Consider the following 11,848-nt stretch of genomic DNA (forward strand, 5'->3'; position numbering starts at 1 on the left):
GTGAAACATGTTGTAAGCGTAAGCCTCGGATCATCAAAAAGAAACCACAGGGCCCAGGTAAAAATCTTAGGAGAAGATTTTATAATTGAAAGAATTGGTACCGATGGGGATAAGAAAAAGGCAATTGAATTAATAAAAGAATTAGATGGGAAGGTAAGCGCTTTTGGCCTTGGAGGGATAGACCTTTACCTTTGGGCAGGCAATAGAAGATATATTATAAAAGACGCTGTAGAGCTCGCAAAAGCTGCAAAAATTTCGCCAGTGGTGGACGGTTCGGGATTAAAAAACACCTTGGAACGTAGGGTAATAAATTATCTGCAGGAAAATAAAATTATAGATTTTAAGGGCAAAAAAGTGCTTCTTGTAGCGGCAACGGACAGGTTTGGGATGGCGCAAGCTATGGTCGAAAAGGGTGCTAAGATGACCTTTGGAGATTTGATTTTTGCTCTCGGAATCCCTATACCTTTGCATTCCCTTAAAACCATAGATATTTTAAGCCGAATTTTGATGCCCATTCTTTCAAGGCTTCCCTTTGAAATGCTTTACCCTACAGGGAAAAAACAGGAGAGCAATCAAGTAAAATACAAAAAGTTTTTTGATGATGCTGAGATAATAGCTGGTGATTTTATTTACATAAAAAGATATATGCCTCCTGAGCTTTTTGGTAAGACCATAATAACGAATACTGTGACCCAAGAAGATGTAATGACTCTTAAGGATAGTGGATTAAAAATGCTCGTGACCACTACCCCGGAAATACAGGGTAGGTCTTTCGGCACCAATGTAATGGAAGCGGTATTGGTGTCCCTTTCCGGGAAAAGACTTGAAGAAATTACTCCTGCTGATTACGAACAGCTCTTAGAAAAGATAGGATTTTTACCACGTATAGAAATATTGAATTAAAGGAGTGTTTGTATGGATAATTTTGCATTTATCATTCACCCCATAGATATTGACGATGTTTCCAGGAAATTTAAATTCATGAAGAATTGGCCGGAAGGCTTTGTAGAAGGGCTTTTAAAATTAATGCCTCCTATGAAGGTTTCTCATATAACCGGAGTGAAATCCGACTACAATGAAATTGAGGGTTGGTTTGTTGCATGTCCTTTGACCACTCGACAGATGATGCAGCTACCCGAAGCTTTTGTCTTAAATAAAATTATTAAAGCTGGAAAACTTGCAGAGAAATTGGGAGCAAAAATTGTAGGCCTTGGCGCTTTTACTTCCGTGGTTGGAGATGCGGGAATAACCATAGCAAAAAATTTAAACATTGCCGTGACAACGGGTAACAGTTATACCGTTGCTACTGCTATTGAGGGAGCTAAAGAAGCTGCAAAAATAATGGGAAAGGATATAAAAAATGCGGAAGTTGTGGTAATTGGTGCAACAGGATCAATTGGCAAGGTCTGTTCGGAAATTCTGGCAAAAGAAGTAAAATACCTTACCTTAGTAGGTAAAAAATTAGAAAAATTAGAGGCTATAGCGGAAAAGATTTTAAGGGAAACGGGGCTTTCGGTGCGAGTTACTTCCAATGTAAAAAGCGCCCTCAAAAAAGCAGATGTGGTTATTACCGTTACAAGCAGCGTTGACACCATCATAGAGCCGGAGGATTTAAAACCGGGAGCGGTAGTGTGCGATGTAGCAAGACCAAGAGACGTATCTAAAGAAGTAGCGGAAAAGAGAGATGATGTATTGATAATTGAAGGTGGGGTTGTAGAAGTTCCGGGAGATGTTAACTTTAATTTTAATTTTGGTTTTGAACCCAAAACAGCCTATGCGTGCATGGCGGAAACAATGATATTGGCTCTTGAAAAAAGGTATGAAAATTTTACCTTAGGAAGGGATTTAACGGTAGAACAGGTGGAAGAGATATCAAGACTTGCTAAAAAACATGGGTTTAAGTTGGCAGGTTTTAGAAGCTTTGAAAGACCTGTTACTAAAAAACAGATAGAAAGGATAAAAAAGAATGCCGAAGAAAAATTAAAAAACGAAAAAATAATTAATAATGATAATCATTGTTAACTGAAAATTATTATATCGTTGACAGTTTTTTTGTCCGCTGTTAAAATAATAATCAACGAGAACAGGCGAAAAGCCGGGCGCTATTTTAGCGCAGCAAGTTAAAGACTTGCGGGACTCACCTCCTGCAGGTCTTTTTTATATGGTAAATATTTATTGAGAGAGGGGATTTAATTGTTTGAAAGGCTTATAAAAAACAGCACTAATTTGTTAATTTTAAAGATATTAAAGTTAGATCCACACCAGCAAAAATTTACTAAACCCCATGAAAGGAGGAAAATAGCCTATTTAGAGAGTTGGGTCAGCATAATAGGTAATTTCTTCCTTGCAATAACAAAAATTATTTTGGGTTTTGTTTTAAACAGCATTTCTCTGATTGCCGATGGTGTCCATACGGCTTCCGATGTCTTAACATCTGTTGTGGTGCTTTTGGGTTTTAAATTTTCTGCAGTACCGCCAGATGAAAAACACCCTTACGGGCACGGAAGGATTGAGTTTTTGGCATCCTTATTAATAGCTTTAATGCTTATTTTTGTAGGATTTGAATTCGGAAAATCCTCTTACGAAAGATTTGTAGCAAACGAAAAGGTAGTGGGAAGTACACTTGCTGCATTATTTATGATAATTTCAGCAATAATTAAGGAGTGGATGAGCAGATTTTCCATAGAACTCGGCAACAGGATATCGGCTCAGGCTTTAATCGCAGATGCATGGCATCACAGAACCGATGCCATTGCTTCGGTAATGGTGGCCATAGCTATAATTAGCTCCAAATACGGGTATTATCGAGTAGATGCCGTATTCGGATTTCTGGTATCTCTTTTGATAGTTTATACAGGAGTATCTATGGCCTTTGCTGCTTGCTCTAAGTTGATAGGTGAAATAGCAGAGGAGGAAGTGGTTAAGGAAGTTGAAGAAACTGCCCTATCGCATCCAGATGTGGTTGATGTTCATAAGATTTTTGTTCACGACTACGGTGCATATAAAGAGATATCCCTCCATGTTGTTATGAATAATGAATTGAGTTTTCACGAGGCACATGATTTATCAGAAAAAATAGAAAAACTAATTGAAGAAAAAATTCACTGTAGGGCTACGGTGCATGTAGAACCTTCGCTTTCTGATAAAAATTGATACTAATAGGGAAAATTTGTATTAAAATATATATTAGAAAAATTTATATAAGGCTTAAAGAAGTACCGCCTGCCGGGAGTCTTTAAGCCTTTTTAGGCGGAATAAAAATAACCCGGCCCCGGTTGAAGGGATTTAAAAACGCTATGGGTATAATAGCAAGTTATTTAATGCCTCATCCTCCTATTATGATTGAAGAGATAGGGGGAGATGAAACTGAGAAAGTTTTAAAAACGGTAGAAGCAGCCTGTTTTGTAGGAATGGAAATTGAACATTTTTCTCCCGACAGCATTGTACTGATTTCGCCGCATGGTCCAGTTTTTCAGGATGCAATTTTCATTTACGATTTTCCTTTAAAGGGTGATTTTGCGGCTTTTGGCGCACCTCATGTAAAATTGGAATTTGAGCAGGATGAAGAATTAAAAAAAGAGATAATAAAAAAGGCCAATGAGAAAAATGTGCCTGCGGTGAAATCCACCGAAATCCCTTTGAAAAAATACGGTGTGAAGGAAGAACTCGATCACGGTGCAATGGTTCCCTTATATTTTGTATCAAAGTACGCCAAAAATTTTAAGTTGGTTATTATGTCCTTCGGACTTTTGCCTTATGAAGACTTATATAAGTTTGGGACGGCAATAAAAGAAGCAGCTGAGATTACAGGGAAAAAGGTAGTTGTCATTGCAAGCGGAGACCTTTCCCATCGGCTTACGCCTGATGCACCTGCGGGGTATTCTCCAAAAGGGAAAATATTTGATGAAAAATTGGTTAAATGTCTTGAAAATTTTGATATAGAAGGGCTTTACAGCATGGAAAATAGCCTTATAGAAAAGGCAGGAGAGTGTGGTTTAAGGTCCATATGGATAATGATGGGAAGTCTTGATGGAATAAGGGTTGAGTCAAAGGTTTTATCCTATGAAGGGCCATTTGGTGTGGGATATTGTGTAGCGAGATTTTTACCCTTGGGAGAAGGAGAAAGCAAGTTAGAGAAACTCTATGACAAAAGGAGACAGAATATTATCAAAAGAAGGGAAAAGGAAGACCCCTATGTAAGTCTTGCAAGGAAGACCTTAGAGACTTATGTTAAGACGGGGAAAATAATCGAGGTTCCTGAAGGGCTTCCTGAAGAGATGCTTACGCAAAGGGCGGGGGTTTTTGTTTCAATAAAAAAACACGGGCAGCTTAGAGGATGTATCGGCACCATATTCCCTACAAGGAAAAACATTGCCGAAGAAATAATCCAAAATGCCATAAGCGCAGGATGCGAAGACCCTCGGTTTTTCCCGGTTGAACCGGAAGAACTGCCGGAGCTTACTTATTCGGTGGATGTTTTAATGCCTCCTCAAAAAGTTAATTCAAAGGAAGAACTTGACCCCAAAAAGTACGGGGTAATAGTTAGAAAGGGAAGAAGGACAGGGCTTTTGCTTCCTGACTTGGAGGGCATTGATACCGTAGAGGAACAGTTAGAGATAGCTTTAAGAAAGGCGGGCATTTCTCCCCATGAGGAGTACGAAATCGAAAGATTTGAGGTCATAAGACATTACTGATACCATAAGGCAAGAAGGGATTTAAAATGAAAGAAGCCATGTTTTACAAAAAAATGGAGGAAGATTCGGTTATTTGTGAATTATGCCCCCACCACTGCCGTATAAAAAACGGTTTTCACGGCATATGTAAGGTGAGGAAAAATGTAAGAGGGGTTTTGTATACAGAAAATTATAGCAAAATTTCATCTTGGGCTATGGACCCTATAGAAAAAAAGCCCCTTTACCATTTTTACCCTGGAAGCTATATTTTTTCTGTAGGGAGCTTCGGATGCAACTTCAGGTGTAAATTCTGCCAGAATTGGCAAATTGCCCAGATTACTGAAGTCCCTACCGAAGTAGTAAATCCTTCAGAACTTGTGCAAATAGCCAAATCCCAAAAGGGCAATATAGGAATTGCCTTTACCTACAACGAGCCTTCCATATGGTACGAATACGTTTACGATGTGGTTAAAATTTCAAAAAAAGAGGGTTTAAAAACCGTATTGGTTACAAATGGCTTCATTGAAGAGCAACCTCTTAGAGAAATTTTGCCCTATATAGATGCCATGAATATTGACCTTAAGGCCTTTAAAGAGGATTTTTATAGGGATACTCTCGGGAGGCTTTCGAATGTTTTAAAGACCATTGAAATATGTAAGAATTATTGCCACGTAGAAATTACGACATTGCTTATTCCCGGGCTAAACGATGAAGAAGAGGAGATAGAACAACTTGCGAAGTGGCTTTCTTCGGTGGATAAAAAAATCCCCCTGCATTTTTCGAGGTACTTTCCTAATTACAAATTGAATATCCCTCCAACTCCTATTGAAAAAGTTAAAAAAGCAAGGCTTATAGCTAAAAAATATTTGTATTATGTTTATACCGGCAATATAGACGATGAAGAGGGAAGCACGACCTACTGCAAAAGGTGTGGAGAGCCTTTAATTAAGAGAAACTATTATAATGTAAAAAAATTAATAAAAGGAAAGGTTTGCGAGAAATGTAAAGAAAAATTGGATATAGTAATATGAATTTTAAAAGGAGACTGGAGGAGTATGCAGATAGCTTGGAGCAGTTCTCATAGAGAATTTTTAATAAGTGATACCTATTATTTTTCCTTTTTATCTAAGGAAATGAGCAAAAGGGGGATAATTTTCAAAGAAGAAAGCGATTTTAAAAAGCTTTTTGATTACCCTGTAATTGTTTTTAACTACCCTGAAGAAAACTTTACTATGGAAGAAAAAGAAAGGTTGTATAATGCAGTTGTAGAAGAAGGTAAGAGAATAATTCTAACAGCCCATTTTAAAAACAAGGATCGTGTTGGTGAAATTTGCAATTTTGTTTCTGAAGAATTCGGTATAAGAGTGAATTTTGATGGCGTAAAGGACGATACTAACTTTATACAAGAAGACCCTTATATTATAGTTACTTCTAACGTTTATATTAATAATGGGATAAAAAGAGTTGTTTTTCCTTACAGCGCTTCTTTAAGTGTTACAGAAGATGTAAAGGTTATACTGAAAGGTATGGAAACATCAAAAACGGAAATTATATCTTCTTCGCCGATTCTTGTAGCGGAAAGAAGGTTTTCATCAGGGGGTAGTTTAGTAGTATGTGGTAGTTGCATTTTTTGGGACAATTATTCAATCTTAAAAGAAGATAATCTTGATTTTTCTTATTACTTATTAATTGGAGAAAAATAACCCCAAGTATTTTAAATAATTACTTGTTAAATAAATTAACCTGTGCTATAATATCAAGGGTAATTTATAGCTTTAACATAAAGACACAAAAGGCAGAGGTGAGTAAGGTGAAAGAAGGAATTCATCCAAAATACTACAGGGCTATTGTGAAATGCGCATGTGGTGAAACTTTTGAAACGGGTTCAACAAAACCAGAAATTCACGTGGAAATTTGCTCAAAGTGCCATCCCTTTTTTACAGGCAAACAAAAGCTTGTTGATACTGGTGGCCGTGTAGAGAGATTTAAGAAGAGATTTGGCATAAAGGATGAAGAATAAACGGTTAGAGTGTACACTCTAACCTTTATTCATATATTGGGACAAAGGAGAGGAATAAATGAAGCCGGTAAAACCCTCAATAGGGGGACAAGCGGTAATAGAAGGCGTGATGATGAGGGGGCCCCAATATACGGCTATTGCGGTAAGAAAGGGTAAAGATATTGTAGTAAAAAGGGAAGAAAATCAGTCCTTGCAAAATAGGTACCCTTTTTTAAGGTTGCCGGTAATTAGGGGAGTCCTTGCCCTTTTTGAAATGCTGGTAATCGGTATTAGCGCTCTTTCCTATTCTGCGAGTATAGCAGAGGAGGAAGAGTATAAGCTTACGCCAAAAGATATTGCGTTTTCTATAATTATTGCTGTGGGCTTCGCTATCGCGCTTTTTATTGTCCTTCCCACTTTTTTGATTAGATTTTTTGAAAATAATGTTAAAAATCCAATCCTGCTAAATCTGATAGAGGGCATTATAAGAATTATAATTTTCTTTTTATATATTTTTTCTATTTCGATAATGAAGGATATCAGAAGGTTTTTCGAATACCACGGGGCGGAGCACATGGCTGTGCACTGTTACGAAAATGGAGACCCTTTAACTGTTGAGAATGCCAAGAAATACAAAACCCTTCATCCGCGATGCGGCACAAGCTTTCTTTTAATAGTGATGATAGTGAGCATTTTGCTTTTTTCCTTTTTGGGATGGCCAGGCATTTTATTGAGGATACTTTCAAGGATAATATTGCTGCCCCTTGTGGCGGGAATTTCTTATGAATTAATAAGATTTACTGGAAGAAGCGATTCGAAAATTGCGAAGATAATAAGTGCACCGGGCATGTGGCTGCAGCTATTAACCACAAGAAAGCCAGACGACTCACAAATTGAAGTTGCTTTAGAAGCATTAAAGAGTGTAATATAGGAGGGGAAAACCTTTGATAGAAAAATTAGAAGGACTTTTGAAAAAATATGAAGAATTAACCGAGAAAATCAGCGATCCGGAGGTCATAGCAAAACAGGAGGAATGGAGAGCACTTGCTAAAGAACATGCCTCATTGGAAGAAATCGTAAACTGCTATAAAGATTATAAAAGCGTAATAAGAGAAATTGAGGATGCAAAGGAACTTTTAAAAAATGAAAAGGATAAAGATAAAGAAATGGAAGAGTTTTTAAAGAGTGAAATAGATAGATTAGAGGAAAGAGAAAAAGAACTGAAGGAAAAACTGAGAATAATGCTGTTGCCTAAGGACCCCAATGATGAAAAGGATGTAATTATGGAAATAAGAGCAGGAGCTGGAGGAGAAGAAGCGGCACTCTTTGCAGCAGACCTATATAGAATGTACACCCGTTATGCGGAAAGGCAGGGGTGGAAGGTAGAGCTTATGAGCACAAGCCCTACGGAGCTGGGGGGTTTTAAAGAGGTAGTGTTTGAAATTATCGGCAAAGGTGCTTACAGCAAATTGAAGTATGAATCGGGAGTCCACAGGGTTCAAAGGATACCCGTTACTGAAGCGGGTGGTAGAATCCATACTTCTACCGCAACCGTAGCGGTTCTCCCCGAGGCGGAAGAGGTGGATGTAGAAATCAATCCTCAGGATATAAGAATTGATGTATTTAGGTCTTCCGGCCATGGTGGGCAGTCGGTAAACACTACGGATTCGGCTGTCAGGATAACCCACTTCCCTACGGGGATTGTGGTTACATGCCAAGACGAAAGGTCACAGCTTAAAAACAGGGAAAAAGCTATGAAGATTTTAAGGGCAAAGCTTTTGGAGATGAAAAAGCAGGAACAAGACCAAAAAATAGCTGAAAGTAGAAGAAGCCAGGTGGGTACTGGTGATAGAAGCGAAAGAATAAGGACATATAATTTCCCTCAAGGCAGGGTTACAGACCATAGGATAGGACTTACCCTCCATAAATTAGAAAGTATTTTGGATGGAGAATTGGACGAAATCATCGAAAGTTTAATTGCTGAAGAACAGGCAAGGAAACTCGCCCAATCCAGCGAATAAGGGGTATCATAATAATGAAGGTAAGGGATGCCTTAAGAAGGGGAAGAGAAATATTAAAAAATAAGGGAATAGAATCCTTTTTCTTGGATGCGGAGGTTATCCTTGCTTATGTACTTTCAAAGGATAGGGGATTTCTTTTTTCCCATCCCGAGTATGAGCTTAGGGATAAGGAAGTAGAAGATTATTTTGAAAAAATATCCTTGCGCGAAAAGCATTATCCCGTGGCTTATATTACCAATTGCAAAGAATTTTATTCTATTAATCTTTTTGTGAAAGAAGGAGTTCTTATTCCCCGCCCTGAAACCGAATTGGTCGTGGAAGAAGCTATTAAAATTATATCCTCAAAATACGAAGAAAAAGTTTTAATAAAAGTAGCAGATCTATGTACGGGAAGCGGGGCAATTGCTGTTTCTATTGCTTTAAATTTAAAAAATGTATTTTGTTATGCTTCGGATATCTCTGATGTCTCCTTGGAAGTTGCTTTGGAAAACGCAAGAAAGCATAAGGTAGAAGACAAAATATGCTTACTAAAAGGAAATTTATGGGAACCCTTTTATTCTAATAATATTTTTGGCTTAGATGTGGTTATTTCAAATCCCCCTTATATACCCGAACAGGATTTAAGTGGGTTACCTTTAGATGTCAAATACGAGCCCGAGATCGCTTTAAACGGCGGTCCAGATGGGCTTTATTTTTATCGGGAAATAATAGGAAACTGCCGCAATTTTATGAAGCCAAACGGCTATGTAATTTTGGAGATAGGGGAAAATCAGGCTGAAGCAATAAAGGACATCCTTTATAAGAATGGTATTGGAAACTTTAGGGTTTTAAAAGACTATGCAGGGCGTGACAGGGTTGTTGTAGCTTCTTTAAGACAGGAGGAGTAAAATGGTGTCTTTAAGCAAGGATTTTATTTTTCTCTTAAAAATGTTTTTTACCTTTTTTAAAATCGGTGCTTTCACACTGGGCGGAGGCTATGCAATGATCCCATTGATGAAGGTTGAAATAGTTGAAAAGAATAAGTGGCTAAAAGAAGAAGAGTTTATCGACATTATAGCGGTTTCCCAATCTGTACCGGGAGCGGTAGCTATAAATACATCGGTATATATCGGATATAAATTGAGAAGATTTATAGGAGCCGTTTTTGCACTGTTCGGCACTGTGCTCCCTTCTTTTTTAAGCATTTTGATTATTGCCTATTTTTACAAAGAAGTAAAAAAGATTACGTATTTTAATAGGGCTTTAAAAGGTGTTTACCCTTCTATTTTGGTCCTTATATTATGTGCAGCCTTTTCTCTATGGAAAAAGGCTTTGAAAGATTATACATCCTATGTTATTTTTATTATAAGCTTTATATTACTTTTTTTCTTTAATCTTTATCCGGGAATTTTGATTTTGCTTTTTGGCATATTTGGCATTATTAAAGGAAGTTATGAGAATTGGAAAAGGGAGAAAGAATATGATTGAAAATATTAAACTATTTTATGCCTTTTTTAAAATAGGGCTTTTTGGGTTTGGTGGAGGGTATGCAATGCTCCCATTAATCCAAAAAGAGGTAGTGGAAATAAATAGATGGCTCAATTTCAAAGAATTTATGGATGTACTGGCAATCTCTCAAGTAACACCTGGGCCCATATCTGTAAACGCAGCAACTTTTGTGGGTTATAGGGTTAACGGGGTTTTAGGGTCTTTTTCTGCTACCCTCGGGGTTTCAATGCCGTCTTTTGTTATTATCCTTTTTCTGGCTTATATTATTAAAAAATTCAGCAGTAAAATTAAGGCAACCGATTATTTTTTCCAAGCGATAAGGCCTGTAGTAATAGCCCTGATTTTGCAAGCAGCTATTAGCATAGGCAAAAATTCCCTTACGGGTTTTAAGGAATTGGGCATTGCAGCTGCAACGTTTATAGGTATTTATGTTTTAAAAATCCATCCAATAGCTGTTATATTTTTTTCAGCAGTAATGGGGGTTTTACTATATCATTAAGAGGGGATAAAAATGGAAACTTTATATATTAAAGTGGATGAAAAAAATCCTGAGATTGATAAAATAAGAATTGCAGCAGAAATAATAAAAAAAGGCGGCCTTGTGGCCTTTCCCACTGAAACCGTTTACGGCCTTGGTGCTAATGCCCTTGATGAGAAAGCAGCAATAAAAATATTTGAAGCTAAGAAAAGGCCCCAGGATAATCCTTTGATAGTTCACATACAGGATATAAAAGAACTTTACCTTTTGGTCAAAGAAGTGCCCCAAAAAGCTTATTCTCTAATAGAAAAATTTTGGCCGGGGCCTCTCACACTAATCTTTGAAAAAAGTGAAAGGGTACCCAACGGGACCACAGGAGGGCTTGATACGGTAGCGGTTAGGATGCCGGACCATAGGGTGGCAAGGCTTTTAATAAGGGAATCGGGAGTTCCCATTGCAGCGCCCAGCGCTAATTTATCAGGAAAACCCAGTCCTACGAATGCACAGGATGTCATGGAAGATATGAAGGGAAGGATAGATGCGGTGATTGATGGAGGGGATTCGAAATTTGGGGTTGAATCAACAGTATTAGACCTTACAGGAGATATACCAATAATTTTAAGGCCGGGCGGGATTACAAAGGAGGAATTGGAAGAGGTATTAGGCAGGGTTCAGGTAGAAGATGCCATAAGCGGGATAGAAAAACCCAAATCTCCGGGAATGAAATATAGACATTACTCGCCTAAAGCTGAAATTTATTTAATTGTTGGTGAGATTCCTTTGCAGATAAAAAAGATAAAAGAATTAGCTAAGGAATTTGAAAGGAAGGGATTTAAAGTAGGAATCCTTGCAACAGCTCAAACAAGGAAGGAATATTTTGGGGAAAATGTAATTTCTGCGGGCGACAGGGATGCGCCTCTCACAATATCTTCTAATCTATTCTCACTGTTGAGGAAATTTGACAGGATGGGAGTGGATGTAATCCTTGCTGAAGGAATACCTGAAACCGGGCTTGGCCTTGCTGTAATGAACCGATTAAAGAGAGCTTCTGGGAATAGGATTATAAAAGCATGAAAGGAGGTCACAATAGTTGAAAATAATAGTACAAAAAGGCCTAATTTTGATTAGGTGAGATTGGATGTTACTAAGTATGCAAAAAAAGTCAAGAAGATATATGGCATCAGCAGAA

General features: G+C 37.7%; 13 protein-coding genes and 1 riboswitch. All 13 genes read left to right on the forward strand.

Annotated features, from left to right (window positions below):
* The 13 genes from ACPLVF_RS10055 to ACPLVF_RS10115 all read left to right on the forward strand — a co-directional run bounded on the left by ACPLVF_RS10055 (nucleotide 1) and on the right by ACPLVF_RS10115 (nucleotide 11,733).
* The gene (locus ACPLVF_RS10055) at nucleotides 1–903 is read left to right on the forward strand and encodes a quinate 5-dehydrogenase (RefSeq protein ID WP_424907706.1); all 903 of its coding nucleotides are present in this window, start codon (nucleotides 1–3) and stop codon (nucleotides 901–903) included.
* A 12-nt stretch (nucleotides 904–915) separates the two neighbouring features.
* Nucleotides 916–2,022, forward strand: a complete 1,107-nt coding sequence (locus tag ACPLVF_RS10060) for a saccharopine dehydrogenase NADP-binding domain-containing protein (protein ID WP_424907707.1) — start codon at nucleotides 916–918, stop codon at nucleotides 2,020–2,022.
* 47 nt (nucleotides 2,023–2,069) lie between these two features.
* A riboswitch (NiCo riboswitch) is annotated at nucleotides 2,070–2,141 on the forward strand.
* A 52-nt stretch (nucleotides 2,142–2,193) separates the two neighbouring features.
* Nucleotides 2,194–3,153, forward strand: a complete 960-nt coding sequence (locus ACPLVF_RS10065; RefSeq protein ID WP_424907708.1) for a cation diffusion facilitator family transporter — start codon at nucleotides 2,194–2,196, stop codon at nucleotides 3,151–3,153.
* 143 nt (nucleotides 3,154–3,296) lie between these two features.
* Nucleotides 3,297–4,694: an AmmeMemoRadiSam system protein A gene (amrA, locus tag ACPLVF_RS10070; RefSeq protein ID WP_424907709.1), complete on the forward strand. Its 1,398-nt coding sequence runs from the start codon at nucleotides 3,297–3,299 to the stop codon at nucleotides 4,692–4,694.
* A gap of 26 nt (nucleotides 4,695–4,720) precedes the next feature.
* Complete coding sequence (gene amrS / locus ACPLVF_RS10075) at nucleotides 4,721–5,704, forward strand: AmmeMemoRadiSam system radical SAM enzyme (protein WP_424907710.1); 984 nt, start codon at nucleotides 4,721–4,723, stop codon at nucleotides 5,702–5,704.
* 24 nt (nucleotides 5,705–5,728) lie between these two features.
* On the forward strand, nucleotides 5,729–6,376 hold the full coding sequence (locus ACPLVF_RS10080) for a hypothetical protein (RefSeq protein ID WP_424907711.1): 648 nt from the start codon (nucleotides 5,729–5,731) through the stop codon (nucleotides 6,374–6,376).
* Between the two features lie 107 nt (nucleotides 6,377–6,483).
* On the forward strand, nucleotides 6,484–6,693 hold the full coding sequence (rpmE, locus tag ACPLVF_RS10085; protein WP_424907712.1) for a 50S ribosomal protein L31: 210 nt from the start codon (nucleotides 6,484–6,486) through the stop codon (nucleotides 6,691–6,693).
* Between the two features lie 58 nt (nucleotides 6,694–6,751).
* Nucleotides 6,752–7,603: a DUF1385 domain-containing protein gene (locus ACPLVF_RS10090; RefSeq protein WP_424907713.1), complete on the forward strand. Its 852-nt coding sequence runs from the start codon at nucleotides 6,752–6,754 to the stop codon at nucleotides 7,601–7,603.
* A 13-nt stretch (nucleotides 7,604–7,616) separates the two neighbouring features.
* Complete coding sequence (prfA, locus tag ACPLVF_RS10095) at nucleotides 7,617–8,693, forward strand: peptide chain release factor 1 (RefSeq protein WP_424907714.1); 1,077 nt, start codon at nucleotides 7,617–7,619, stop codon at nucleotides 8,691–8,693.
* A gap of 14 nt (nucleotides 8,694–8,707) precedes the next feature.
* Complete coding sequence (gene prmC, locus ACPLVF_RS10100) at nucleotides 8,708–9,580, forward strand: peptide chain release factor N(5)-glutamine methyltransferase (RefSeq protein ID WP_424907715.1); 873 nt, start codon at nucleotides 8,708–8,710, stop codon at nucleotides 9,578–9,580.
* Nucleotide 9,581: 1 nt separating this feature from the next.
* Nucleotides 9,582–10,160: a chromate transporter gene (locus ACPLVF_RS10105; protein WP_424907716.1), complete on the forward strand. Its 579-nt coding sequence runs from the start codon at nucleotides 9,582–9,584 to the stop codon at nucleotides 10,158–10,160.
* On the forward strand, nucleotides 10,153–10,680 hold the full coding sequence (locus tag ACPLVF_RS10110; RefSeq protein ID WP_424907717.1) for a chromate transporter: 528 nt from the start codon (nucleotides 10,153–10,155) through the stop codon (nucleotides 10,678–10,680). The genes ACPLVF_RS10105 and ACPLVF_RS10110 overlap by 8 nt, the downstream gene beginning before the upstream one ends.
* A 12-nt stretch (nucleotides 10,681–10,692) precedes the next feature.
* Nucleotides 10,693–11,733, forward strand: coding sequence for an L-threonylcarbamoyladenylate synthase (locus tag ACPLVF_RS10115; protein WP_424907718.1), 1,041 nt, complete (start codon nucleotides 10,693–10,695; stop codon nucleotides 11,731–11,733).
* Nucleotides 11,734–11,848 lie beyond the last annotated feature (115 nt).

Origin of the sequence: Thermovenabulum sp. (genome assembly GCF_049701175.1) — a bacterium.
Taxonomy (GTDB): Bacteria; Bacillota; Thermosediminibacteria; order Thermosediminibacterales; family Thermosediminibacteraceae; genus Thermovenabulum.